General features: G+C 68.9%; 24 protein-coding genes and 1 pseudogene. 15 read left to right on the top strand and 10 right to left on the bottom strand.

The window, feature by feature from the left end; genetic code table 11:
* Positions 1 to 101: 101 nt before the first annotated feature.
* Positions 102 to 290 carry a DUF6126 family protein gene (locus tag AB0C46_RS09720; RefSeq protein ID WP_362827119.1) on the bottom strand — a complete coding sequence of 63 codons (189 nt, stop codon included), beginning with the start codon at positions 288 to 290 and terminating at the stop codon, positions 102 to 104.
* A gap of 37 nt (positions 291 to 327) precedes the next feature.
* On the bottom strand, positions 328 to 954 hold the full coding sequence (locus AB0C46_RS09715) for an XRE family transcriptional regulator (RefSeq protein ID WP_362827117.1): 627 nt from the start codon (positions 952 to 954) through the stop codon (positions 328 to 330).
* A gap of 312 nt (positions 955 to 1,266) precedes the next feature.
* Between AB0C46_RS09715 and AB0C46_RS09710 the strand changes: the two genes are divergently transcribed.
* The 3 genes from AB0C46_RS09710 (at position 1,267) to AB0C46_RS09700 (ending at position 3,975) form a co-directional block, all read left to right on the top strand.
* Positions 1,267 to 1,716 (top strand): ribonuclease domain-containing protein, encoded by a 450-nt coding sequence (locus AB0C46_RS09710; RefSeq protein ID WP_362827115.1) that lies wholly within the window; start codon positions 1,267 to 1,269, stop codon positions 1,714 to 1,716.
* 459 nt (positions 1,717 to 2,175) lie between these two features.
* Positions 2,176 to 2,835, top strand: coding sequence for a bifunctional 4-hydroxy-2-oxoglutarate aldolase/2-dehydro-3-deoxy-phosphogluconate aldolase (eda, locus tag AB0C46_RS09705; RefSeq protein ID WP_362827114.1), 660 nt, complete (start codon positions 2,176 to 2,178; stop codon positions 2,833 to 2,835).
* Positions 2,836 to 3,129: 294 nt separating this feature from the next.
* A complete protein-coding gene (locus AB0C46_RS09700) occupies positions 3,130 to 3,975 on the top strand; it encodes a transporter substrate-binding domain-containing protein (protein WP_362827112.1) in 846 nt (281 codons plus the stop codon).
* A gap of 252 nt (positions 3,976 to 4,227) precedes the next feature.
* Here the strand turns inward: AB0C46_RS09700 and AB0C46_RS09695 are convergent, their stop codons facing one another.
* Entirely contained in the window at positions 4,228 to 4,629 is a 402-nt protein-coding gene (locus AB0C46_RS09695) for a VOC family protein (RefSeq protein ID WP_362827110.1), read from the bottom strand.
* A 289-nt stretch (positions 4,630 to 4,918) separates the two neighbouring features.
* On the opposite strand from AB0C46_RS09695, the gene AB0C46_RS09690 reads away from it, so the two are divergent.
* From AB0C46_RS09690 to AB0C46_RS09660, 7 genes are all read left to right on the top strand, one after another.
* The gene (locus AB0C46_RS09690) at positions 4,919 to 5,638 is read left to right on the top strand and encodes a GntR family transcriptional regulator (protein ID WP_362827435.1); all 720 of its coding nucleotides are present in this window, start codon (positions 4,919 to 4,921) and stop codon (positions 5,636 to 5,638) included.
* Between the two features lie 231 nt (positions 5,639 to 5,869).
* On the top strand, positions 5,870 to 6,874 hold the full coding sequence (locus tag AB0C46_RS09685; RefSeq protein WP_362827109.1) for a substrate-binding domain-containing protein: 1,005 nt from the start codon (positions 5,870 to 5,872) through the stop codon (positions 6,872 to 6,874).
* A 221-nt stretch (positions 6,875 to 7,095) separates the two neighbouring features.
* The gene (locus AB0C46_RS09680) at positions 7,096 to 8,070 is read left to right on the top strand and encodes a sugar ABC transporter substrate-binding protein (RefSeq protein WP_362827434.1); all 975 of its coding nucleotides are present in this window, start codon (positions 7,096 to 7,098) and stop codon (positions 8,068 to 8,070) included.
* Entirely contained in the window at positions 8,067 to 9,137 is a 1,071-nt protein-coding gene (locus AB0C46_RS09675; protein WP_362827107.1) for an ABC transporter permease, read from the top strand. The genes AB0C46_RS09680 and AB0C46_RS09675 overlap by 4 nt, the downstream gene beginning before the upstream one ends.
* Entirely contained in the window at positions 9,134 to 9,943 is an 810-nt protein-coding gene (locus tag AB0C46_RS09670; RefSeq protein WP_362827105.1) for an ATP-binding cassette domain-containing protein, read from the top strand. The genes AB0C46_RS09675 and AB0C46_RS09670 overlap by 4 nt, the downstream gene beginning before the upstream one ends.
* Before the next feature lie 229 nt (positions 9,944 to 10,172).
* On the top strand, positions 10,173 to 11,294 hold the full coding sequence (locus tag AB0C46_RS09665) for an ROK family glucokinase (RefSeq protein ID WP_362827103.1): 1,122 nt from the start codon (positions 10,173 to 10,175) through the stop codon (positions 11,292 to 11,294).
* Positions 11,291 to 11,863, top strand: a complete 573-nt coding sequence (locus AB0C46_RS09660; RefSeq protein ID WP_362827102.1) for a hypothetical protein — start codon at positions 11,291 to 11,293, stop codon at positions 11,861 to 11,863. Before AB0C46_RS09665 ends, AB0C46_RS09660 begins: the two co-directional genes overlap by 4 nt.
* Before the next feature lie 279 nt (positions 11,864 to 12,142).
* Here AB0C46_RS09660 and AB0C46_RS09655 read toward each other — a convergent pair whose 3' ends face one another.
* The 4 genes from AB0C46_RS09655 to AB0C46_RS09640 form a co-directional block, all read right to left on the bottom strand.
* On the bottom strand, positions 12,143 to 13,150 hold the full coding sequence (locus AB0C46_RS09655) for an aldo/keto reductase (RefSeq protein ID WP_362827101.1): 1,008 nt from the start codon (positions 13,148 to 13,150) through the stop codon (positions 12,143 to 12,145).
* Between the two features lie 90 nt (positions 13,151 to 13,240).
* A complete protein-coding gene (locus AB0C46_RS09650) occupies positions 13,241 to 14,374 on the bottom strand; it encodes a M4 family metallopeptidase (protein WP_362827099.1) in 1,134 nt (377 codons plus the stop codon).
* 59 nt (positions 14,375 to 14,433) lie between these two features.
* Entirely contained in the window at positions 14,434 to 15,435 is a 1,002-nt protein-coding gene (locus AB0C46_RS09645; RefSeq protein WP_362827098.1) for a hypothetical protein, read from the bottom strand.
* A gap of 445 nt (positions 15,436 to 15,880) precedes the next feature.
* A complete protein-coding gene (locus tag AB0C46_RS09640) occupies positions 15,881 to 16,009 on the bottom strand; it encodes a hypothetical protein (protein ID WP_362827097.1) in 129 nt (42 codons plus the stop codon).
* Positions 16,010 to 16,014: 5 nt separating this feature from the next.
* Between AB0C46_RS09640 and AB0C46_RS09635 the strand changes: the two genes are divergently transcribed.
* A complete protein-coding gene (locus tag AB0C46_RS09635) occupies positions 16,015 to 16,599 on the top strand; it encodes a DinB family protein (protein ID WP_362827096.1) in 585 nt (194 codons plus the stop codon).
* A 215-nt stretch (positions 16,600 to 16,814) separates the two neighbouring features.
* Here the strand turns inward: AB0C46_RS09635 and AB0C46_RS09630 are convergent, their stop codons facing one another.
* Together AB0C46_RS09630 and AB0C46_RS09625 are read right to left on the bottom strand one after the other, a co-directional pair.
* Positions 16,815 to 17,999 carry an Ig-like domain-containing protein gene (locus AB0C46_RS09630; protein WP_362827432.1) on the bottom strand — a complete coding sequence of 395 codons (1,185 nt, stop codon included), beginning with the start codon at positions 17,997 to 17,999 and terminating at the stop codon, positions 16,815 to 16,817.
* A 172-nt stretch (positions 18,000 to 18,171) separates the two neighbouring features.
* On the bottom strand, positions 18,172 to 18,750 hold the full coding sequence (locus tag AB0C46_RS09625; protein ID WP_362827094.1) for a 2OG-Fe(II) oxygenase family protein: 579 nt from the start codon (positions 18,748 to 18,750) through the stop codon (positions 18,172 to 18,174).
* Positions 18,751 to 19,048: 298 nt separating this feature from the next.
* Between AB0C46_RS09625 and AB0C46_RS09620 the strand changes: the two genes are divergently transcribed.
* Together AB0C46_RS09620 and AB0C46_RS09615 are read left to right on the top strand one after the other, a co-directional pair.
* Positions 19,049 to 20,455 (top strand): MFS transporter, encoded by a 1,407-nt coding sequence (locus AB0C46_RS09620; RefSeq protein ID WP_362827093.1) that lies wholly within the window; start codon positions 19,049 to 19,051, stop codon positions 20,453 to 20,455.
* 704 nt (positions 20,456 to 21,159) lie between these two features.
* Positions 21,160 to 23,355: an IPT/TIG domain-containing protein gene (locus AB0C46_RS09615; protein ID WP_362827091.1), complete on the top strand. Its 2,196-nt coding sequence runs from the start codon at positions 21,160 to 21,162 to the stop codon at positions 23,353 to 23,355.
* Positions 23,356 to 23,640: 285 nt separating this feature from the next.
* On the opposite strand, the gene AB0C46_RS09610 is transcribed toward AB0C46_RS09615, so the two are convergent.
* Positions 23,641 to 23,775 (bottom strand): hypothetical protein, encoded by a 135-nt coding sequence (locus AB0C46_RS09610; RefSeq protein ID WP_362827090.1) that lies wholly within the window; start codon positions 23,773 to 23,775, stop codon positions 23,641 to 23,643.
* A gap of 196 nt (positions 23,776 to 23,971) precedes the next feature.
* On the opposite strand from AB0C46_RS09610, the pseudogene AB0C46_RS09605 reads away from it, so the two are divergent.
* A pseudogene (locus tag AB0C46_RS09605) lies at positions 23,972 to 24,061 on the top strand (3-oxoadipate enol-lactone hydrolase); the annotation flags it as partial.
* 684 nt (positions 24,062 to 24,745) lie between these two features.
* Positions 24,746 to 25,177 carry a hypothetical protein gene (locus AB0C46_RS09600; protein ID WP_362827088.1) on the top strand — a complete coding sequence of 144 codons (432 nt, stop codon included), beginning with the start codon at positions 24,746 to 24,748 and terminating at the stop codon, positions 25,175 to 25,177.
* Positions 25,178 to 25,406: the final 229 nt, after the last annotated feature.

Here is a 25,406-nt window from a genome sequence, read left to right as displayed (position 1 = left end):
CGCACCGGGGCAATGGACTTTCGGGCCGAAGGGATGGACGTTGCCGCCCCGCGGAGCACCCCGCCCACACCGGCGCCGCACCCCACCTCGCGGGATGCGCCCTACCGGGAGTTCGCGGCGATCACCACGAGACTCATCATCGCCAACAGCACATGTGTCGCGATGACATAGATGAACACCCGCACATATAGCCCGCGCGGCGGCTTGTTCTCGACGTACTTGCGCGCGGGCACCGCCTCGGACAGCGGTTCCGGCGACGGGGGAGTGGCAGGAATGGTCTGATCGGGCACGACGTGGGGTCCTTCCCTCAAGAACGGTGCCGAGGGCTCACAGCCCGCGGCGCCTCGTGTCGTCGCCGAGACACAGCTCGGCGGCCCCGCTCTGCAGCAGCGTGTGGACGAACAGCAGCTCCACCCCGCGCTGCGAGGCGGCGGCGATACGGTGCGGGGTCAGCGAGTCGAAGTGCGCCGCGTCCCCCGGTTCCAGTACCTGCACGGCCGCGCCGAGCGTCAGCCGCAGCCGCCCCTTGAGGACGTACAGCCACTCCTCGCCCGGATGCACCCGCACCAGATCGCCCTGCGCCCGCTGCGGCACCCGCACCCGTAGCGCCTGCATCGCCCGCCCGGCACCGCCCACGGTCCAGTACGTCCAGCCGCCGGCCTCCGACGCCTCCGCCCGCCCGGCCCGCACGACCGGGTCCCGCTCCGGAGCGGTCTCGCCGAGCAGCTCGGATACCGTGGTGCCATAGGTGCGGGCCAGCGCCAGCAGCATCGGCAGCGAGGGCTGGCGCTGACCGGTCTCCAGCCGCGACAGATGCGCAGGCGAGAGCCCCACCAGCCGGGCCGCGGTCTCCAGCGTGAGACCACTACGTCGCCGCAGGTCACGCAGGCGCGGCGCGACGGTGGACAGCTCATCCGGCGGACCGCCGGTGGGCTCGTCGGGGAGCTCGGTCATAACCCCGGTATAACGACCTTTCACCTCTGAGGCAAAAGATTTGCCTCAGAGGCAAAACGGCCCAGGGGTGAAATGCGCCCGCCGGCCTGCGCCCGACGACCTGCGCCCTGGGGCCGGCTCAGCCGGGCCGGAAGTGCTGGTTGATGTACTCGACGCGGTCCCACTGGACGTGTAGGCAAAAGGGGGTGGCGCTCGGGTGGCCGTGATATGCGGAAATTTGCGGCAGTTGGTGGGGTGGCCTTGTGAACTCAAGGAAAACTTCCGCCTGTTGGGATTGACAGGATCATGTCTACGCGCGTCATTCTGGAAGGCATGAGAATCCCCCCACGGATCACCAGGTTCGGCGCCGTTGGCGCCCTCGCTTCGGCCCTTCTCATCGGCGGTACCGCGGTCACCGCCACCCCTGCCGTCGCCACGACGCACGCGGCCACCTCGTACGCCACGACGGCGCATGTCGCGTCCGCGTACGTCCAGGACGTCGGCAAGGTCTGCTACTCCAAGCTGCCTTCGCAGGCCCACGACACCCTCGATCTGATCGAGAAGGGTGGGCCCTATCCGTATCCGAAGGACGGCACGGTCTTCGACAACCGGGAGGGCATCCTCCCGTCCCAGAGCACCGGCTACTACCACGAGTTCACCGTCGTCACTCCGGGCTCGCCCGACCGCGGTGCGCGGCGCATCGTGACCGGCGACAAGAAGGACGAGGACTACTACACCGCCGACCACTACAAGACGTTCGATCTCGTCGACCGCGGCTGCTGAGGCCGACGGGCCGACGGGCTTGACGGCGGCCGACGGGCTTGATGGCGGTCGACAGGCCTGACAGTCGACGGGCCGTGGCCAGCCGGCCGTCAGGACAACTGAACACCAGGGGTGGCGGGCCGACCGAGCCCGTGACCCGGAACCCGCGGCGGCCGGGGTGCACACGCACCCCGGCCGCCGCCGTGCTGTGCACCCGTGCCATCGGCCCGTGCTGTGCGCCCCCTCCCACCTCCCTCTTCTCCCCATTCTCGGCAGAAGGGGCGCACGGGGCGCACCCCCGAGGGAGGATTGTCAGTGGCTCCCGGTAGCGTTTCGGGGAAAACGAGGAGCGGGCGGGCATCAGCGGAAAAAGACCATGTGCGGTCAGCTGCTGCGGCACGCCCCGGAAAGTGCCGTATCCGCCGTAGGGCAGGCGAGGCGGCATGGAGCGTCACAGACAAGGAAGGACGGCGAACTGCCGTGTATCGCTGGGAAATCACCCGGGCCGCACTGGCGCAGCGTGTTTTCGCCATCGTCCGCAGCCGGACCTATGACGAGGCCAGCGCCACCGCCGACACGCTGCTGTCGGCGGGCATCACCAGCCTGGAGATATCCCTCACCACCCCTTTCGCCCTGGAAGCGGTCACCACGCTCACCCGGGAGCTGGGCGACGACGCCGTCATCGGCGCCGGCACGGTCCTTGACGCGGTATCGGCCCGGATGGCGGTCGACGCGGGTGCCCGTTTCCTGGTCTCGCCGAGCCTTGACGCCGAGGTCATCCGTACCGGCCACCGCTATGGCGTCCCGGTCTTCCCCGGGGTGTCGACGCCGACCGAGATAGTCCGCGGTCTGGAGCTCGGGGCGGACGCGCTCAAGCTGTTCCCCGCCTCGGCACACGACCCGTCCTGGCTGACGGAGGTCCGTGCCGCGCTGCCGCAGGTGCCGCTGCTGCCGACGGGCGGGGTGACGGTCGACAGCGCGCCGGAGTGGATTGCCGCGGGCGCCGTTGCCGTCGGTATGGGCGCGGCTCTCTCCGACGGTGACCGTGACACCGTCGCCAAGCGCGCCGCCGATCTCCTCATCCGGCTTGAGGAGGCCGCCCCGGACCGCCCGACGATCCGAGGCGCCGCGGACTTCTGAGCGGACTGAGGGGGCCGGTACGGAGGCTGAGGGCGGGCCCGGTACGGAGGCTGACGGCGGGGCCGGGGGCGAGGCTGACGGCGGGTCCGGGTCCGGGTCCGGGTCCGGGTCCGGGGACGAGGCGGACGGCGGGCCCGGGTGCAAGGCTGACGGTGGGTCGGTTCGCCGCCGCCCGGCCCCCGTCGGGCATCCCACTGCCCGGTCAGGGGGTTCACCTGCACCCCGGGCTCTGCCACCCTGAGCGCTTCGATCATGCGACCACGCCGCCGCGTACCGGAGTCCACAGGAGCCCCCATGAAGCGCGCCGTCACCCTCTCCGCCCTCGCCTGTCTGCTCGCCGTCACCGCCGCTGCCCCGGCGGCTTCGGAGACCCCCGCCGCGGGACGAGGCGCCCCCACCGCCTCCGCCGGGAACGCCTCGGCCGCCGGGAAGGCCTCGGCCCTCGACACCGTCCCCCGGCGTGGGGTGCTGCGCGTCTGCACCACCGGCGACTACCGCCCCTTCAGCCACCTCGACCCCGCGACCGGCAAGTACAGCGGTGTGGACATCAAGATGGCCGGGGATCTCGCCAGGAGTCTGGGCGCCACACCGCGTTACGTGGCCACGACCTGGGCCGGGCTCGTCGGCGATCTGTCGGCCGGCCGGTGCGACATCGCCATGGGCGGTGTCTCGGTCACCCTCCCGCGCGCCCGCTCCGTGTACTTCAGCGCACCCACCCGCACCGACGGCAAGACGCCCCTTGTGCGCTGCACGGACAAGGACAAGTACCGGACCCTGCAGCAGATCGACCGGCCAGGAACGCGCGTCATCGTCAACCCCGGCGGCACCAACGAGGAATTCGCCCGCGCCCAGCTCCACCGGGCCGCCCTCACGGTCCATCCGGACAACACCACGATCTTCGACGAGATCATCGCGGGCCGCGCCGATGTGATGATGACCGACGCGAGCGAGACCCGCTACCAGGCCAAGATTCACCCCGAACTCTGCTCGCTCCACCCGGACAAGCCCTTCTCCTTCTCCGAGAAGGCCTACGCCCTGCCCCGCGGCGACGACGAGTTCAAGGCGTATGTGGACCAGTGGGTACACCTGGCCACCCACGACGGGACGTACCAGAAGTACGAGGATGCGTGGATGAAGTAGCGGGGGCGGTTGCTGCGTGGCGTTCGGGAGGATCGGCTCCTGCCCGGTCGGGCTTGCGGGTAGATGGCGAGAGACGGAGGACGAGAGGGCAGGTTCACAGCAGGCGAGTGCGGGGTTCGATCTCGCGGCGGTGCAACAGGCCCTGGCGGCACAGCCGTTCAGCAGGCTGCGCGGTGGCGCAGGGGACGGCGATGCCGCTCAACGGGCCGGTGGGCGGCGGCGGTGGTGCGGAGCAGCCGGTGCGCGGCGGGCTCAGCCGTCGGCGTCGGGGGCGGCAGCCGTGGTGCTCCCGGTGCCGTGCGCTGACGTCTGGTGGCCGAGGACGTTGACGACCCGGCCGTTCGGGTCCTTGACGAAGAAACGGCGGACGCCCCACTCCTCGTTCTGGAGCGGCCGGACGATCTGTGCCCCGGCGGCCAGGACGGCGGCGTAGGCCGCGTCCACGTCGTCGACCTCGATGCTCATGTCGGGGGTGACGGGGGCGGTCTTGTCGTGGGTCATGAAGATGAGCTGGGCCGTGGGGTTGGCGGGGGAGGCGAGGGTCATGACCCAGCCCAGGTTCATGACCTCCTCGAATCCCAGCAGGCCGTAGAACATGCGGCTGCCGTCCAGGTCGTCGGAGTGGATGTCGGGAACGACACGGCGTACGGGCATGGGCGCTCCTTCGGGACGTGCGGGCGGTCGGCGCACGGGCGGGCCGGCCCGGTCCGGTGTGCGGTCACGGCTGTCATCGGCAACGTACTCCGACGTACGGCAAGACCTCACGAGCCCGCGCACGGTTCCCCGGCCGGGCGGGCCCACGGGGAGCCCCCTCGTCGCCCGCCTTGTCCGGACAATGTGACCTCCGGACTTCCCGTCATCTGCCGGGGCGGATACGCTCGCGAGCGTGGGGAAACGCGATACAGAACAAGCCCTGGGCGCCGACGGCCCCATCCAGTTCAGCGTGGACCGGAGCAGTCCGGTCCCGTTGTACTTCCAGCTGTCCCAGCAGCTGGAGGCCGCGATCGAGCACGGCCGGCTGGCTCCCGGCAGTCTGCTCGGCAACGAGATCGAGCTGGCCGGCCGGCTCGGCCTGTCCCGGCCGACGGTGCGGCAGGCGATCCAGTCGCTGGTCGACAAGGGCCTGCTGGTGCGCCGCCGCGGTATCGGCACCCAGGTCGTCCACAGCCAGGTCAAGCGCCCGCTGGAGCTGAGCAGCCTCTACGACGACCTGGAGGCGGCCGGGCAGAAGCCGGCCACCCGTGTGCTGCTCAACACCACCACCGAGGCCGACGCCGAGGTCGCCGCCGCGCTGGGCATCGCCGAGGGGGCGGAGGTCGCGCTGGTCGAGCGGCTGCGGCTGGCCCATGGCGAGCCCGTCGCGCATCTGCGCAACCACCTCCCCGCCGGGCTGCTCAGGCTGGAGACCGCCGAGCTGGAGGAGACCGGCCTGTACCGCCTGATGCGGTCGGCCGGGATCACCCTGCACAGCGCCCGTCAGGCCGTCGGGGCCCGTGCCGCGACCGTCGAGGAGGGCGAGCGGCTCGACGAGCCCGAGGGCGCCCCGCTGCTCACGATGCAGCGGACGACCTTCGACGACACCGGGCGTGCGGTCGAATTCGGCTCGCATGTCTACCGCGCGTCCCGTTACGCCTTCGAGTTCCAGCTGCTGGTACGGCCCTGAGCGGAGCGGGGCGGGCGGGCCATATCGCCCCCGAGGGTTGCCGGGAGAGTCATCGCGTACCCCTGAGCACGACTGGGGCCGGGCCTTATTACCCGGAATGTCCCGCTATGCAGGCCCCGTCCGACCCTCATTCGTCAGAATGTTCTGACAAACCATTGACGTGGCTCCGCGCGCGCCGTTACAAACTCCTCCAGCCGCATTCCGGCGGCCGGGAGAAAAGGCGGTCCCACGATGATCCGCGTGCGTACGACTGGCCCCTGCACTGTCCGCAGCGTCGCTGTGCGCAGCGCAGCCGCCTTACTGACGACCGTCGCACTGGCCACCGGGTGCAGCGCCGCCGGCGGCCAGGACGCCACCGGTAAGGACGCCGGCACCCCGCGCATGACCATCGGCATGGTCAGCCACTCCGGCGACGGTGACACCTTCTGGGACATCGTGCAGAACGGCGCCCAGCAGGCCGCCGCCAAGGACAGGGTGAAGTTCCTGTACGCCCACGACAAGGAGGGCGGCCAGCAGGCCGCGCTGATCCAGTCGTACATCGACCAGAAGGTGGACGGGCTGATCGTCACCCTCGCCAAGCCGCAGGCCGTCAAGGCGGCCGTCCGCAAGGCCGTGGCGCAGGGCATTCCCGTCCTCACCATCAACTCCGGTGGCGAGTTCTCCGAGGCGTACGGGGCGCTCACCCACATCGGGCAGGACGAGTCGGTGGCCGGCCGCGCGGTCGGCGACGAGCTGAACGCCCGGCGGGCGAAGAAGGTGATCTGCGTCATCCACGAGCAGGGCAATGTCTCGCTGGAGGACCGCTGCGCCGGCGTCCGCAAGGCCTTCCACGGGACGGTCGAGAACATCGACGTGGACGGCACCAACGCACCGAACTCGCAGTCCTCGATCGAGGCCAAGCTCCAGTCCGACAAGTCCCTCGACACGATCGTCACGCTCGGTGCACCGATGGCGGCGATCTCGCTCAAGGCCAAGGAGGAGGCGGGCAGCCGGGCGCAGATCGCGACCTTCGACCTGAACTCCGCCGTCGTCAAGCTGCTCAAGGCCAAGGACCTCACCTTCGCCGTCGACCAGCAGCCCTACCTCCAGGGCTACGAGGCGGTGGACCTGCTCTGGCTCCACAAGACCAATGCCGACGTCCTCGGTGGCGGCAAGCCGGTGCTCACCGGGCCCGCCCTGGTCACCGAGAAGGACGTGCCGAAGCTCACCGAGTACACCGGGCGAGGCACCCGGTGAAGCCCCAGGGAAGACGGGACCCCATGAACCGGGACAGATCACCGGTCACGGATACTTGGCCGGTCGGTCCCGGCCGGCCGGTACCGGTGGACGACACCACACAGCGGCCGGCCGGACCGGCCGGACAGCGAATACAACCAACGCAGCCGACACGGCAAGATCAGCGGGAAGGGCGAGTCCTCGTGGCACGGGTTCGGAGAAGGGGACGCGTCGTAGGCGCCGTGCTGGCGGCGGCGCTGGGCGCCTCCCTGGCGGGGTGCAGCAGCACCGGAGGCCTGCGCGCCGAGCAGGAGCGCGCCGCCAAGGCGGCCGGCGGCAAGGCCGCGGTGAACACCCCCAGGTGGACGTTTGCGATGGTCACCCACTCGGGAGACGGCGACACCTTCTGGGACATCGTGCAGAACGGTGCCCAGCAGGCCGCCGTCAAGGACAACATCAAGTTCGTCTACGGGCACGACAAGGAGGCCCAGCGGCAGAGCCAGCTGGTGCAGTCCTACATCGACCAGAAGGTCGACGGGCTGATCGTCTCGCTGGCCAAGCCCAACGCCATGAAGGACGTCGTCGCCAAAGCCCGGAAGGCCGGAATCCCGGTGATCACGGTGAACTCCGGCGCCGAGGAGTCCAAGGCGTTCGGAGCGCTCAGCCACATCGGGCAGGACGAGACGGTGGCCGGCGAGGCGGTCGGCGAGGAGCTGAACAAGCGCGGCCGCAAGAAGGCCCTGTGCGTCCTGCACGAGCAGGGCAATGTCGGCCATGAGCAGCGCTGCGACGGCGCCGAGAAGACCTTCAAGGGCGATCTGCAGAAGCTCTATGTCGAGGGCACCAACATGCCCGATGTGCAGTCCTCCATCGAGTCCAAGCTCCAGTCGGACAGCGCCATCGACGCCGTCGTCACGCTCGGCGCGCCCTTCGCCCCCACCGCCGTCAAGGCCAGGGAGCAGGCCGGCAGCAAGGCCGAGGTCGACACCTTCGACCTCAATGCCCAGGTCGCGACCGGCCTGAAGGACGGCACTCTGGGCTTCGCCGTCGACCAGCAGCCCTACCTCCAGGGCTACGAGGCCATCGACCTGCTGTGGCTCTACAAATACAACTCCGACGTCCTCGGCGGCGGCAAGCCGGTGCTCACCGGGCCCCAGGTGATCACCAAGAAGGACGCCGCCGCGCTGCAGGAGTACACGAAGCGGGGGACCCGATGAGCCGCCCGGACGCACCACCGCTGCAGCCCGCCGGTCCGGCGAAGAGCGGAGGCGACGAACGGCTGCTGCACCGCTCCCTGGCCCGCCGGCTGATGGGCCGCCCCGAACTGGGCTCCGTCGTCGGTGCCGCCGCGGTCTTCGTCTTCTTCTCGATCGTCGCCGAGCCGTTCCTGCGGGCCTCCAGCCTCTCCACCGTGCTCTATGCGTCCTCGACGATCGGCATCATGGCCGTGCCGGTGGCGCTGCTGATGATCGGCGGGGAATTCGATCTGTCGGCCGGTGTCATGGTCGTCAGCTCGGCGCTGATCTCGTCGATGTTCAGCTACCAGATGACGGCCAACACCTGGGTGGGCGTCGGGGTGTCGCTGCTGGTCACCCTCGCCATCGGGGTGTTCAACGGCTTCCTGCTGACCCGTACGAAACTGCCCAGTTTCATCATCACGCTCGGCACCTTCTTCATGCTGACCGGCCTCAACCTCGGCTTCACCAAGCTGATCAGCGGCACCGTCTCGACGAAGACCATCGCCGACATGGAGGGCTTCGAGTCGGCCCGCACGCTCTTCGCCTCGCATCTGACCCTGGGCAGCGTGGACATCCAGGTCACCATCCTGTGGTGGCTGGCGCTGGTCGCGGTCGCCACCTGGATCCTGCTGCGGACCCGCGTCGGCAACTGGATCTTCGCGGTGGGCGGCAACGCCGACGCCGCACGGGCCGTGGGTGTCCCGGTCACCAAGACCAAGATCGGCCTCTACATGGGCGTCGCCTTCGCCGCCTGGGTCTCCGGACAGCACCTGCTGTTCTCGTACGACGCGATCCAGTCCGGCGACGGCGTGGGCAACGAGTTCCTGTACATCATCGCCGCGGCGGTCGGCGGCTGTCTGATGACCGGCGGCTTCGGCTCGGCGATCGGTGCCGCCGTCGGCGCCTTCATCTTCGGTATGGCCAGCAAGGGCATCGTCTACGCGCAGTGGAATCCGGACTGGTACAAGTTCTTCCTCGGCGCGATGCTGCTGCTCGCCACGCTCCTGAACGCATGGGTCCGCAAGCGGGCGGAGGAAAAGGCATGACAGCGCTGGTCGAGCTGACCGACGTCAGCAAGTACTACGGGAACGTCCGGGCCCTGGAAGGCGTCTCGCTGGAGGTGCACGCGGGAGAGATCTCCTGTGTGCTCGGCGACAACGGCGCCGGCAAGTCCACCCTCATCAAGATCATCGCGGGGCTGCACCGGCACGACGCCGGTTCCTTCACCATCGACGGTGAGGAGACCACCCTCTCCTCACCGCGCGAGGCCCTGGACCGCGGCATCGCCACCGTCTACCAGGACCTGGCCGTCGTCCCTCTCATGCCGGTGTGGCGGAACTTCTTCCTCGGTTCCGAGCCGACCACCGGCGCCGGCCCCTTCAAGCGGCTCGATGTCCGGACGATGCGCGAGACCACCCGCAGCGAGCTGCTGCGGATGGGCATCGACCTGCGCGATGTCGACCAGCCCATCGGCACCCTCTCGGGCGGCGAACGGCAGTGCGTCGCCATCGCCCGCGCCGTCTACTTCGGTGCCAAGGTCCTCGTCCTGGACGAGCCGACCGCGGCGCTCGGCGTCAAGCAGTCCGGCGTCGTCCTCAAGTACGTCGCGGCCGCCCGGGACGCCGGGCTCGGCGTGGTGTTGATCACCCACAATCCGCACCACGCCTATCTCGTCGGCGACCGCTTCGTGCTGCTCAAACGGGGCACGATGGCCGGCAGCCACGCCAAGTCGGAGATCGCTCTGGAAGAGCTGACCCGTCAAATGGCGGGCGGCAGCGAGCTGGAACAGCTCAGTCACGAGCTGGCCCGCACCGCGACACCCGAATTCCCCGGCGGTCACCGGCCCGAGTGATCTCCACCGCGCCCCGCGCAGGCCCCCGGGCCGCGCGGGGCCCGTTACTCTCCGTCGCGGTGCGCGGGACGGTGCAGGTGATGCACAATCGCAGCGAACCAGCACATCGAGGCCCCGGCCTCCCGAGACCCGCAGGGACGAGACGACTCTTGCGAGCACGCAGCAGCCGCATGGGGGCACCACCCACGCCCTTCGGGCAGTGGGGGAGTACCGGCGAAGAGGTGGGTCGATGAGCATGTACCGGGACCGGGTGCACCGAGGATCCGCCAGAGCCACCGTGCTGCGCACGGTCGGCACCCGCGAGCGGCGCTCGCTTCTGACCGCCCCCAGGGTGCCCACCGTCGGCATCGACATCGGCGGCACCAAGGTCATGGCGGGGGTGGTCGACGCCGACGGCGCCATCCTGGAGAAGGTCCGCACCGAGACACCGGACAAGTCCAAGAGCCCCCGGGTCGTCGAGGACACCATCACCGAGCTGGTGCTCGACCTCTCCGACCGGCACGACGTCCACGCGGTCGGCATCGGCGCGGCCGGCTGGGTCGACGCGGACCGCAGCAAGGTGCTCTTCGCACCGCATCTGAACTGGCGCAACGAACCCCTGCGCGACCGGCTCGCCGGCCGTCTCGCGGTGCCGGTCATGGTCGACAACGACGCCAACACCGCCGCCTGGGCGGAGTGGCGCTTCGGCGCCGGCCGCGGCCAGGACCACCTCGTCATGATCACGCTCGGTACGGGCATCGGCGGCGCGATCCTGGAGGACGGCGCGGTCAAGCGCGGCAAGTACGGCGTCGCGGGTGAATTCGGCCATATGCAGGTCGTCCCCGGCGGCCACCGCTGCCCGTGCGGCAACCGCGGCTGCTGGGAGCAGTACAGCTCCGGCAACGCGCTGGTGCGCGAGGCCCGTGAGCTGGCCGCCGCCGACTCCCCGGTCGCGTACAACATCATTGAGCGGGTCGGCGGCCGTATCGGCGACATCACCGGGCCGCTGATCACCGAGCTGGCCCGGGAGGGCGACGCGATGTGCGTCGAGCTCCTCCAGGAGATCGGCCAGTGGCTCGGCGTCGGCATCGCCAACCTCGCCGCCGCCCTCGACCCGTCCTGCTTCGTCATCGGCGGGGGCGTCAGCGCCGCCGACGACCTGCTGATCGGCCCGGCCAGGGAGGCCTTCCGGCGCCATCTCACCGGCCGCGGCTACCGTCCCGAAGCCACCATCGCCAAGGCCCAGCTGGGCCCCGAGGCCGGTATGGTCGGCGCCGCCGATCTGGCCCGCCTGGTGGCCCGCCGCTTCCGGCGCGCCAACCGGCGCCGCGTCGAGCGCTACGAGCGCTATGAACGGACCGGCCGCCGATGACCGACACCGACCTGCACACCGTGCACGACGACCACCACCCCTCCGCGCCGCCCCGCGCCAAGCGCCGCCGTCCGCTGCTGATGGCGCTGATCGTCTTCCTGCTGATCGCGATCCCGGCCGGCTATATCGTCATCTCCGCCGAGCAGAGCCGGGACAGCGGCGAGGGCAAGGAGCTGGAGGCCGCCGCCACCGGCCTGACCAACGCCTTCCCCTCCAAGGTCCAGCAGCGGATCTACAACGTCCCGGTCCCGGTCGGCTCCACCCCCGTCTACTACTACGAGACCAATTCGTGGCAGACCAGCGCGCTGTTCGTGCAGTTCCGGACCAACGAGTGGGGCCTTGAGCACTACCTCAAGGCCGTCGGCACCAGCACCGCCGCCCTCAAGAAGGGCCGGAAGACCATCACGCCCGGGGAGGCGGCCAAGGTCGGCTGGAACCTCGGTACCGACGCGCCATGGGCCGGTACGACGACCACGGACCGGGCGCCACACCCGTCCCAGCGGATCATGGTCAGCTACGACGAGCCGGGGCACCCGGTGGTCTACACGATCTCGACCGTGAAGTTCTGAACGGGTTCCGCGACCGGTGCCGGTCGCCTTCCGGTGCGGGTCGCCTTCCTGCACCGGTCGCTACACCTGTACAGGAACGAGCCGGTCCTGCTGGTGACGGGGCTGCCTGATCGGTCTCACCTCCGAGTCTCCGGGCCCCCGGGCCTCCGGGCCTCCGAGTCCTTCCGATGCCGGTGGCGCCGGCGAGCCGGCGGAAGCGCACCTTCTCGCCGGGCGCCTGCGTGCTTCCCGCGGACTCGGGAGCTGCGGGAGGGCAGGTGGCGGCGGTCCCCCGGACGATCAGCGGCGTCGCAGGGACGGGTCGAGCAGCGCGGGCGGAGCGTCGAACTTTTCGTGTGCGGCGAGGTCGGTGCCGGGGGCGACGATGGCGTCGATCGCGTCGAGTACGTCGGCGGAGAGCACGGTGTCAGCGGCCGCGAGTTGCGAGTGCAGATGGTCCAGCGTGCGGGGGCCGATGAGCGCACTGGTCACGGCGGGATGTGCGGTCACGAATCCGAGGGCGAGCTGGATCATGGTCAGGCCGGCTTCGTCGGCGACCTTGGCCAGCTGCTCGACGGCGTCGAGCCTGGCCCGGTTGGAGGGGATGGTGGTGTCGAAGCGTTGCGGCATGAACGTGGAGCGGCTGGTGGTGATCTCCTGGCCCGCGCGGATCGCGCCCGACAGCCAGCCCGAGGCCAGCGGGCTCCACACCAGCACACCGAGTCCGTACTCCTCGGCCACGGGCAGCACGTGGGTCTCGATCCCGCGCTGCAGGAGGGAGTAGCTGGGCTGTTCGGTGACGTAACGGCTCAGGCGATGCTCGCGGGCGGCCCACTGGGCTTGCACGATGCGGTAGGCCGGGAAGGTCGAGGAACCGAAGTAGCGGATCTTTCCCACGCGCTGCAGGTCGGTCAGGGCCGACAGCGTCTCTTCGTCGCTGGTGCGCGGGTCCCAGCGGTGGATCTGGTAGAGATCGATGTGGTCGACGCCGAGACGGCGCAGGCTGTTGTCCAGCTCGGTGACCAGCCACCGGCGCGAACTGCCCTGGTGGTTGCGCTCGTCGCCCATGGGCAGGCCCGCCTTCGTGGCCAGCACGAGGTCGTCGCGGCGGCCGGCGATGGCCTTGCCGACCAGCTCTTCCGACTCGCCGTCGCTGTACACATCGGCGGTGTCGATGAGGTTGATCCCGCCGTCGACGAGGGCGGTGGCCTCGTCCTGGGTGGTGCGGCCGATCTTGCCGAAGTTCATCGCGCCGAGCGCGAGGGAGCTGACCTGCACACCGGTGCGGCCCAAGGTGCGGTACTGCATGACCGTGTTCCTCCATTGCGGATGAAGCGTGGTGACAATGCAGCAAGAGGGGCTTGGGCTTGGGCCGCTTGACGTGGTAGCCGAAGCGGGTCACTTCACGTTGACCGCGGTCCAGGCTTCCTGAACGGTCTTGTACTCGGCACTGGTTTTGCCGTACAGGGCAGCGGCGGCCTTCAGCGTGCCGGCCCGGGCGTTCTTGTAGTGGGTGGTCGAGGTGAACTGGGTGGTCAGTGCCTTGTACCAGATCCTTGCGGCCTTTTCGCGGCCGATACCGGTGACCCTTGAGCCGTCGTAGGTGGGGCTGTCGTAGGCCATGCCGTTGATGACCTTCTTACCGCTGCCCTCGGCCAGAAGATAGAAGAAGTGGTTGGCCACCCCTGCCGCATGGTGGGCGTCGTCGAGACGATCGATGCCGGGCTTCCAGTAGTCCGGGGACTTACCGTCCTTGGAGGGCCTGCCCATGTAGCGCATCGGATTTCCGTCACCGCGGAGGTTGACCTTCTCGCCGATGAGGTAGTCCGGGGTGTCGGCGGCGAGGTTGGCGTGGAACTCCACCATGGTGCCGAAGATGTCGCAGGTGGCCTCGTTCAGACCGTTGGATTCGCTCGTGCCCGCAAACCCGACCGTCGAGAAGGTGACGCCGTGAGTGAACTCATGGGCCACGATGTCGAGCGCGGTCAGTGGGTTCTTGTCGTCCTTTCCGTCGCCGAACCAGAGGTCATTGTCGTGTTCGGCGCCGGCGAGTCCCTTGCCGTAGTGGACGATGGCCGAGGGGCCCTTGCCGTTGCCCCGCATGCCCTTGCGACCAAAGGTGCTCTTGTAGTAGTCCCAGGCCTTTCCGGCAGCGAAGTAGGCGTCGACGGCGGCCGACTGGCGACTGCGCACGGTGCCATCGCCCCACACGTTGTCGCTGTCGGTGAACCGCTTGCCCGGCCATTCTTCCCGGTCGTCGCGGTTGCCGAAGTCGATGACCGACAGGCCGCCGCGGGTGGGGTCGGTCAGCTGATACCTGCCATTGCGCAGCAGCGTGGTGATTTTGACCTTGCCGACGTGCACGCCGGTGCCGGTACCGGTGCGGGCACCCCCAGATATCGCGGCTCCTGCAGGCGTCGCGGCTTTCGCGATGCTCGTGGCGTTGTTGCTCGTCCCGGCCGAGGCAGGGACCAGGCTTCTCCCTGCCGCCGGAGGCGGTGTGTTCCTTGGCGAGGGTGTATCGGGTGTCACCGACCGCCGTTGGCGTGCCTTCCCGTCCCCCACATCGACGGCGGTCGGTGGAGAGGGTTCTACTTCACGCGCTTGAACCAGGTGAGCGGGCTGGTGGTGTCGCGTGCCTGGATATAGACGCGTGTGGGCACGGCCACCATCCGCTGCTGCGCTTCGTTGTTCTGCCGGTAGACGATGTAGCCGGTGTAGTACGCGCCGTTGGCCCGGGGCTCCAGCCAGCCCTTCTGCTTTCCGTCGGGAACATTGATCTCGACGCCTGTTTCCAGCGTGTTCTGCAGCCTTTTCACGGACGTGGACGCGTAGCTGTAGGTGAAACTGGCCTCCACTGGGAACTCGTTCTTCCCGTCACTGAGCTTGGGGGCGATCTTGCCGCCGGCCGACCAGCCCTCCGTCTCGCTCTTTTCATCAGTGACAGAGCTGGAGATCTTGTAGGTCAGCTTCCCGCCGCCGGCCAGCCCGTCGCCGCCGCCCCCCTTGACTGGGTATTTCTCGGTGACCTTTCCGACAAAGGCGCACGGCGGCTTCTGGCCCTGACGCGCCGGGTCATGGTTTTGCCTGTTGCAGATCTGGTCGAGGTTCTCGCCGGTCCAGGGATCCTTGTACGCCTCCTTCGTGGTGAAGAGGGGAGCCGTGTAGCTGGGGGCCGGCGTCAGTCCGGGGATCTCCTCGTACAGCCGCTTGGCGCTTTCGCGGGCAGGCTCCTTGGTGTTGGGGTCTTCCGCGAACTTCTTCGCTGCGTCCTGAGCGTCCTTGATTGCCTGGTCGGCTGTGTAGTTGACCTGTCCGCCCTCGACGTCCGACAGGTTGACCTGCTTGTTGTCGAGCCCGGTGGGCAGGCCCATCACGCTTTCGGTGTCGTTGACCGGTGTCCACTTGGCTTGGTCCGCCAGGACCTGGTCATCCGACTCGTAGAGGGTGTCGGGCACTGTGGGCTTGTCGTCCGCGAAGACCGGGGCCTGAGAACTGAGCACCGAGGCCCCGGCGAGGAAGACGGTGGTGACCGTCGCGGCCCATGTGTTCCTGCGCTTGCATCGAGCGGCATCTGACGTTCGTACTGACACGGGATTCTTCCTTCCATCGGGCACGGGCCGTTGTCACTTGTGCCGGAGCATTTGCCGGAAGTGCAGTGGCAAGCAACAACGACCTGGTGCCGTCTCTCTGTTTGAAGTTTTCGCGAAATGTCTCAGACTTCGCGTGTGCCTGGACCACCTGTGACTCTGGTGGCCAGTGGGATCATGACCATTCCGGCAACTGTAGAGAGGGAAGCTTTCCCTGCAAGGTTCCGTGAACAACCCGGCGAATTCAGAGTTCTGGCGGAGTTGCTGGTGGAGTCGGAATCCGCCGGATACCTCAGCGCAGGGCAGATGACCGATGCGCCGGCGGCGAGCAGCGGCACAGGTGCCGGTATCGCCGAACGCAGTAATAAAGGCCGGAGTCAAGGGAATGGGCGGCGTATGGGAGTTCCCTCCCGTGGGGGACCATAGCGAATGTTTCTAAGAGGTTGTCTCACGTGGCAAGCTTCGCGAGCTTCTTGTAGCAGGTCAGGGCGGCGGCCATGGCCAGGCCTCGGCTCTGCCTGTCGTCGCGGACCGCGTACGGGATCTTGAGACCACGAGCAGCCCCTGGCAGGCTCATGCGGCATGATCGATGAATTCGCGAAAGGCAACCTGCACGGGAGACTGCGGCGGGACCGCAAGGCGCTGCTCTGGAAACTCGACGGCTTGTCCGAATACGACGCCCGCCGACCTCTGACAGCGACCGGGACCAACCTCCTCGGCCTGGTCAAACACGTGGCCACCGTCGAGGCCAGGTACTTCGGCGAGGTCTTCGACCGCCCTTCCCCGGAACCGCTGCCCCGGTGGCAGGACTCCAACGGCAGCGATCTGTGGGCGACCGAGGACGAGACCCGCGATCAGATCATCGGGTTCTACCGGCGCACGTGGGAACACTCGGACGCGACGATCAACGAGCTTCCCCTCGACGCCCCCGGCCACGTGCCGTGGTGGCCGGAGCCTTATGCCGACTCCAACCTGTTCGCCATCATGGTCCATGTCCTCGGCGAGTCCATCCGGCATACCGGGCACGCCGATATCCTGCGCGAGGGCCTCGACGGCCGGACCGGGTTGCGCGCCGAACTCGAGAAGCAGATCGACGAGGAAGCCCGTGCAGCCCACTGCGCGAAGATCGAGCAGGCTGCCAGGTCGGCCGCACCAATCAAGGCTTAGAGGCTTAGAGGTTGTCTCAGGTGACTTGATGTTCGTGCGGCATGATGCCGGTCGTGGGTGCTGATCCATCGAAGCGTCTGGTGCCTGATGAACTCTGGGAGCTCTTTCTTGGATTCCGGCTGCGGCCCTCTCCCGCTACGGCGGAGGACATCCGCTCAGACGGCAGCGGGTTGCGGGTGCCCCACCGGCGTCCTCCCGTACGGCGCGGACGCCGATCACAGCGCGCTGCCCGCCCGCCAGTCGGACCAGGACAGGTTCCATCCGTTGAGGCCGTTGTCCGGCTTGACGGTCTGCTCATGCGAGTTCTTGACGACCACGACGTCACCGATGAGCGACTGGTCGAAGAACCACTTGCCCGGGGTGTCGCCCCCGCCGCCCTGGTTGTCCCGCAGCCCGACACAGCCGTGGCTGGTGCCGGTGCGGCCGAAGGTCGACGGGTCGCCCCAGTAGTTGCCATGGACGAAGGTGCCGGAGGACGACAGTCGCATCGCGTGCGGCACGTCCGGGAAGTTGTAGGCGTCTTTGCCGAAGCCGACGGTCGAGCCGTCCATACGCGTCTGCTGGAGCTTCTCGGAGATGACCATCTGGCCGTTGTAGGTCGGGTTCTGGGGGCTGCCGCCGGATATCGGCAGCGACTTGAGGGTCTTGCCGTCCCGTACCACCGACATGGTCTGGGTGTTCATATCGACGGTGGAAACCTGGGACCGGCCGATGGTGAAGGTCACCGTCTTGGACTGCGTGCCGGTGATGCCGTTGCCGCCCTGCACGCTCTCCAGGTCGATCTTCATGGTGACCTTGGAGCCGGCTTTCCAGTACTCCTGCGGCCGGAAGTCCAGGCGCTGGGTGCCGAACCAGTGGCCGACGACCTGCTGGCCGCTGCTGGAGGTCACAGTGATGTGGGACTGGATCTCCTTCTTGTTGGTGATCACCTTGTCGAAGGTGAAGGACACCGGCATGCCCACGCCGACGGTCTCGCCGCCGTCCGGGGTGTAGGAGCCGATGAAGCTGTTCTTCGAGGAGACGGTGGTGAAGGTGGCGTGCTCGGTGGTCGCCTGGCCCTTGTCGTTCTTGGCGTCGGCGACCAGCTTGTACTTGGTGCCGCGCGCCAACTGCACCGACGGTTTCCACGAGGAGCCGTCGGCGGCTATCGACCCCTTGACCGTGGCGCCGTTTTCCACCTGGACCAACTTCACGCTGGTCAGTTGGCCGCCGCTGACCTTCACGCCGGGATGGACCCCGGCACCGGTGGCACCGTCCCGCGCCGAGATCTTGATCCGGATACCGGAGGCGTTCCGGTCATCGTCAGCGTCTCTCGACGAGGCGCCTGCGCCACAGGCGGACAGGGCCAGCGCGCCTGCTGCGAAAAGGGCCGGCACGGTGAACGTGCGAAGCACCCGCATCTGCCGGTAGCGGCGCGGCCTCTCGGGCGCCGGTTGTCCCCGAAGCAGCACCAAGGGGCGCAGTGTGCGGTACCGAGCAAGCTCAGCATGGTCCGGCGATGTCATGAGCAGCTCCCATAGGAAGGTCGGCCACGGGCTGTGCAATATCGGTGGCCGACCATAAGAGGAACTCCTAAACCCGCCTCTTAGCCTCGATCCACTGGTCCGCACTTGCGCACAGCTCGGCGGTCGCCACGGCGACGGCGGCGACGCCGTGGCGCAGGCCACCCGGATCGCCTTGTGCTTGCCACTGGTCGGGAAGACGGTGTGGGGAGTCGGTTTCAGTACAGGCCGGTGGTGTGCTGCTGGTAGGAGCGGTCGCCGTCCGCCGTCCGCCGTCCGCCGTCCGCCGTCCGCCGTCCGCCGTCCGCCGTCCGCCGTCCGCCGTCGGGGCCGGGCGGGGCGGGACCCGGTGGATGACCGCGCCGGCTGGGCGGGGCAGGTGTTTGGTGCGGGTCTCGGCGGCGTCGCCGAGGTTCACCGCGAAGTGCCGCGGTGGCACATTCACCGGCCGCCAGCGGTCGCCGTCCAGGATTTTGTACCCCTGCTGGTCGGCGTAGATCACGGTGATGAAGCCGCTGTCGGTGTGGCAGTGCGCCGCCGCGTCACCGGCTCCGAACGGAACGCCACGCGTCCGAGGTGGGCGTATCCACTCCTCCGGCGCCACACGTTGGTGACTGAAGTCTTCCGGACGGTGGTGGGTCGGTGACACACCCGGGAGCTGATGTACGGTGAAATCACCTCACTGAGCCGGAGGTCGGCGACCGAGGCATTCACTGCCTGGGTCCGCCCCCGCTTTCGCGTTCCGGCGTCTTGAGTGTTGACGACTCCCGGGCCTCGGCGAGTTTTCGCGCAGGCTCCGCGCACGGCTGGAAGCCCCTTGTTCCTCCTTGGGCCGGCCCTCTTCAGCGCAGCCCCTTCCGGCGCAAGCAATCCCCACCCCCTGCCACCAGAGACATTCATGAGATGACGCCGCCGCCTGGTCGGGCGGCGGGAAGGGATGGGCCGTGATGTGGGACGTCGAGGGGCGAAGCGGAGCCCGCTGGGCGCTGGTCTCGGTCGCGTTGGGTGTCTTCTGCATCCAGCTCGACTCGTTCGCCTTGAACCTGGCCCTGCCGCACATCAAGGATGAACTCGGCGTATCCACCGGACAGCTCCAGTGGGCGGTCAGCGCATACCTTCTGTCGTGCGGCACACTCATGCTGGGCGCAGGCCGCATGAGCGATCTGTTCGGCCGGCGCCGCCTGCTGATCGCGGGATTGGCGCTGTTCGGAGCGGCGTCGCTCTGGTGCGCACTGGCGCCCTCGCTGCCGGTGCTGGTGGCCGCCCGCGTGGTACAGGGCGCGGGCGGTGCGCTGATCATGCCGGCCGGACTGGCGCTCCTGACGAACGTCTTCCCGCCCGCCGTGCGCGGCCGGGCCACGGGGTGGGCGCTGGGCATCGGCGGACTGGCCACCGCCTGCGGCCCGTTGGCCGGTGGCGCGCTGACCCAAATGGTGTCGTGGCGGGCGGTTTTCTGGCTCAACGTGCCGCTGGGCGTGGTGGCTGCGCTCTGTGCCCGCCGGGCCCAGGAGTCGCGGGACACCACGGTCTCCGGGTGCGTCGATTGGCCGGGGCTGGCCACCGGGACCGCCGCCATCGCGGCCCTGGCCCTCTTCATCGACCGTGGCCCGGTATGGGGCTGGGCGTCCCCCGCCGGCCTCGGCACACTGTGCCTGGTGGCGCTTTCGCTGGCGGCCTTCGTACGGATCGAACTCCGCTCGGCAGATCCATTGATCGCCCCCGCGCTGTTCCGCAACGGCGCCTTCGTGGCGCTGACCGCTGCGGGCGCGGTGGCCAACGCCGCAACCGTGGTGTTCCTCTTCGTCGTACCGCTCTCCCTCCAAGAGGGCCAGCATCTGACGCCGTTGGTGGCGGGGGTGGCCTTCCTCGCCCCCGCTACGGCCATGGCCGCCGCGGGGCCCTTCGCGGGCCGGGTGACCAGCGTGCGTGCCGTACCGGTGATGGCCACGAGTCTGGGAGTGGGCGCGGTGGTGCTGCTGTGCGCGGCGTTCGTCTCCGGACTGCCGCCGTATCTCGCTGCGGTCACCGCCAGCGGGGCGGCACTGGGCGTGGGCAACGCCCTGACGCTGACCGCCACCCAGGGCGTCATCCGGCCCGAACGCGCCGGTGAAGCAGCCGGCTTGACCAAGACGGTCATCACCGTCGCGGCCGGGCTGGGCGTGGTCGCCGCAGGCCCCGAGACCGACCCCGGCGGCCCCGCGGCAACGGGAGACAACGGGCCCCTGGCCGTGGCGGGAGCCGGCTGCCTGGCAGCCAGCCTCCTGCTGGCCCTGTGGATGTGGGTCCGGCACCGCCCGAGCGCTCGGCGGCCGCAGGAGCCGGTGCCTTCGGCGACGGACAGCGTGGCGCGCTGACCGCCGGCATCCCCGTGCGCTCCTGCCGCACGACTTCTTAGCGGTCCGGCATCGCGCTGGTACCCGCTGCCCATCGGCGGCGAAGACGAGGCGCGCGCCGCGGCGTGGACGGAGTGAGCGGGGCCGGGCCGTACCACAGGGTGTGCGGGGCGCGCCCGGTCCGGTCTCGGTGGACAACGTGTTCCCACGCCCTGGCGGTGGCCGGCGTGACCCGCGCCGGTCCGGGTGCGGAGTCGCGCGTTCCGGACGGCGTCCAACATTGTCAGCACCGGCCGTCCCCGGTCTCGGCGTCCGCCGCATCTGCCGCACGCACACCTCCGCCGACGCGGCAGCGATCACGCCGGCATGACGGATGAGCCGGAGAACCACGCGCACAGCCTGCACTTGAGCCTTCCGGCTGCGAAGATCACGGACGCCTGGTGGGTGACGGGGCGCTGAAGGCGGAGCACGACCCGGCCGCAGCCTGGCAGGCACGGCCATCCGGGTGAGCGCCCGTCAAGGACATTGCCAAGCCGCCACTCTGATGGGTTACTTGAGGCAAACCGGTGGGCTGCCCATCCCTCCCCGGGGGATGGGCAGCCCATGCCTGTGTGGCCACATGCCATGAGGACGCGCCTCCGGCGTGAGGGCCGCGATGCCCGGTGCCGCACAGGGCTGGGCGAAGATCAAGGGCAGTCCCCTTCATCGCGAAGAGAGGGCTCCTCATGAGCACATCCATTCAGCCGTGGCTGACGCCGCGGATTCCTGCCGCACTCGCCCAGGGCTCCCCGCCGGACGGGCTTCCCACAACCGCGACCGTGGCACACCGTGCCCAGGGGGGCTCGGCGCTCCAGCCGTCACTCACTCTTCTCCTGGCGACCCTCACCATCCCCGTCGGCATGACCCCGGTCGTCGTGGCGGCGGCGCCCAACGGCAACGTCTACGTCAGCAACTTCAATTCGGCCACGGTGTCGGTGATCAACAGTGCCACCAACACCGTCATCGCCACCGTGCCCACCGGCAACAGCCCGTCCTCTGTGGCGGTGGCGCCCAACGGCAACGTCTACGTCACCAACCAGGGTTCGAGCAGCGTGACGGTGATCAACAGCGCCACCAACACCGTCATCGCCACCGTGCCCACCGGCACCAACCCGTTCGCGGTGGCGGTGGCCCCCAACGGCAACGTCTACGTCACCAACCTTATTTCGGCCAACGTGACGGTCATCAACAGCGCCACTAACACCGTCATCGCCACTGTGCCCACCGGCGTCGGTCCGGACGCGGTGGCGGTGGCGCCCAACGGCAACGTCTACGTCACCAACCAGGGTTCGAGCAGCGTGTCGGTGATCAACAGTGCCACCAACACCGTCATCGCCACGGTCCCTGTCGGCGCCAGCCCGCAGTCGGTGGCGGTGGCCCCCAACGGCAACGTCTACGTCGGCAACACCAATTCGAACAGCGTGACGGTGATCAACAGCGCCACCAACACCATCACCACCACCCTCCCCACCGGCGCCAACCCGTTCAAGGTGGCGGTGGCGCCCAACGGCAACGTCTACGTCGCCAACGCGGGTTCGGCCAACGTGTCGGTGATCAACAGTGCCACCAACACCGTCATCGCCACCGTGCCCACCGGCAACTTCCCCGGCTCGTTGGCGGTCGCGCCCAGTGGCAACGTCTTCGTCGCCAACGCGGGTTCGGGCACTGTGTCGGTGATCAACAGCGCCACCAACACCGTCACCGACACGGTCCCTGTCGGCACCGACCCGGAAGCGCTGGCGGTCGCGCCCAGCGGCAACGTCTACGTCGCCAACACCGGTTCGAACACTGTCAGCGTCATCCTGCTTGCCCCCACGGTGACCTCGATCAGCCCGGCGCAGGGGCCGGCCACGGGTGGCACAGTGGTGACGATCACCGGCACGAATCTGTCCGGTGCCACGGTGACGTTCAACGGCAATCCGGCAACCAACCTGTTCTACAACGCCGCGGGTACGCAGATCATCGCGACCACCCCGGCCGGCGTTCCCGGCCCGGCGACCGTCGTGGTGACCACCACTGTCGGCACCGTCACCCTGCCCGGCGCATTCACCTACGCCGCCGCCCCCACCACATCCGGCATCACCCCCACCCAAGGGCCGGTCGCCGGCGGCACGTTCGTCACCATCACCGGCACCGACCTGATCGGCGCCACCGTCACCCTCTGCGGCCGCCCGGCCTCCAACGTCATCGTCAACCCCGCCGGCACCCAGATCACCGCCATCACCCCGCCCGGAACCCCCGGCACCTGCCCCGTGGTCGTCACCACCCCGAGCGGCACCAGCACCGTGCCAGGCGGCTTCACCTACCTCGCCGTCCCGGTGCTGACCTGCATCACCCCCGGACAAGGCCCCGCGGCCGGCGGCACCGTGGTCACGATCACCGGCACCGGGCTGACCGGTGCCACCGTCACCTTCAACGGCGTCCCCGCCACCGCGGTCTCCGTCAACCCCGCCGGCACCCAGATCACTGCCACCACCCCGCCCGGCAGCCCCGGCACCGCCGCCGTCACCGTCACCACCCCCGGCGGCACCGCCACCCTGGCCTGCTGCTTCACCTACCAAGCCGTGGTCACCCCGCACGCCACCAGCCTCACCGCCACCCCCGCCCTCATCCAGCTCTTCCCCCTCCAACTCCACTTCCCGTTCCTGACCGCCACGCTGACCGACACGGTCACCGGACTGCCCGTCCCCGGCCAGATCATCACCTTCAGCACCGGCGGACACTTCCTGGGCACCGCCATCACCGACGCCAACGGCACCGCAAGCCTCGTCGAGATCCTCAGCCTCCCGCTGATCATCCTCAACGGCGGTTACGACGCCACCTTCGCCGGCACCCCCACCCTCCAACCCTCCACCGCCCACGCCCCCTTCCTCGCCCTCTGACGCTGCCCGCGACGCCCCGTCTGCGCAGAGCCCACACCCACAGCCGGGGTCAACGGCCATGGACCCGCCGTGAGAAGGACCGGCCGGCACGACACACCGGGCCCCCACCGTGCACGAAGAACGCGATCCGTGTTCCCGGCCGCCGACATCGGACGACCGCCCACATCGGACGACCATCCACATCGGACGACCGTGCACATCGGACGACCGTGCACATCGGACGCCGCGCACACGGATCGCGTTCGCACACGCTCCCCAAGGGCGCAGCCAGAGGACGAGCTCAGGTCATGCAACGGCCGGCACGGAGATCTTCGCCTCCGCGTCATCCGCAGCGGCCGTGTTCAGGCCGATGCTCTCGGCACCGTTGTAGGCGTCGCGGTCCAGGACCTTCTCCCTGGCGGAGACCAGGATCGGGACCACGAGCAGGGCACCCGCGTCCGTATCAGTGGATCATGGTGAGCTACGCCGAGCCGGGCCGCCCGGTCATCTACGTCGCCTCCACAGTGAGGCCCTGTCCTGCGCAAACCCTGCTTCGGGCGCGGTTGGCGGCCACGCTCCGCCGGCGCTTCCTTATCCGGGTGTCAGGATCGCGTCACGGTGTCGGTAGCGCGGCCGGGTGCGTGAGAAGACCCTGCAGCACCGGATTGATGGTCCCGACGACGCCCCCGTACTCGTGCTGGGCGCCGCGCTCGGGACCACCCGGCATAGGTTGTGAAGAACGTCTTGTGCGGTCCAGGTGGTCCAGGTCAGGGGCGTAGGCGCAGGTCAGGGCCTTGGGTCCAGGAGCGTCAATGCTGTTCGCACCCTCTCCGGCCGGTCAACCGCGTTTCCGAACCGGTGCGCGAGACCATCGCACGCCGACGGCGCCGAGTCGAACCCTGAGGACGAAACCGCGTACAACTGCATCAACAGGGCCTCCCGTCTCACGAGTTGGCATTGCGACCCTCGTGCTGCACCAGAGGTCCTGCCTTCATGCACCCACCCGCGACGATCACCCGACCAGGCGCCCCGTTCGATCAGAACCGACCTCGTGATCGATAGGATTACGGCTTCTCAAGGGCATCGCCCTGAAGTGAAGGGCATTGCGACATGGCTTGATCAGGTCCAGCACACGGGTCCGGGCCCTGCATTCGGCGCCCGTTCCTGGTTGTGCCCCATTGGTCAAGGTTGTGAGGTGTGCGCAATGTGGGCGGGTGCGAGGCCGACTCGGACGGGACAGGACCGGGACGGGAGAGCTGCGCGAGCGCGGCGAGCGGTGCGCGGATGCGCCCGGGTTGATGGTCCAAACGGTCGGCTGGATAAGCTCGTCAACAGTTGTAGCAGGCTGTAGCGAGTGCGAAAGCCGCGTTCGGTGTGCGCGAGGGGCCCTCTGGGCTCGAAGGGGGATCTCATGGCCAACAGGCCGGGAAGCGGACCGGGACCGGGCGAGCGGGAGATCGACGACTCCGAGTTGATGGACGTCGCGCAGGACCCGGAGCAGGCTCACAGCCTCCACAAGTCGCTGCGCACTCTGGCCAACAACCTCAATGTGAGCGGACCGCTCCAGGAGATGGCCCAGGGCATCCTGTCGGGACGTATGGGAATGACCGACGCCATCAAGAACGAGCGCTACATGGACGCGCTGGGCGACCGCATGACCGAGATCCGCCGCGCCGCCGAGTCGCAGACCATGGAGGACCGCGAGGCCGAGCGTGAGAAGCGCGAGCAGTGGGAGCGCAAGCGGGACGAGGAAGAGCAGAAGGGGCGTGCCGAGCACGACGGTCCCTCGACCAACCTGGTCACGGGGCCGAACAAGCGGGGGCGGGGTGGACACCGGGGTTGAGCCCGGGGCCGGATTCGGACCAAGGGCCCGTGCCCACGGAGGCTCGGGCCGTCTCGCCGGCGCACCGCCTACCGGTGAACGATGGGGGAGGCCCTCGAAATGGCCCGCCCCTTGTTCGGTCCCACCGGGCCTGGCAGCACCCAGACGTCGTTGCGGTAGGCGAGTTCTACATCGGCTACCCCGAACACGGCGCTTGCCTTGTCTCGGAAGGTATCGGCGGGACGCTCCC

The organism is Streptomyces sp. NPDC048637, from assembly GCF_040650675.1.
Classification (GTDB): Bacteria; Actinomycetota; Actinomycetes; order Streptomycetales; family Streptomycetaceae; genus Streptomyces.
This window is presented reverse-complemented; position numbering and strand designations above follow the sequence as displayed.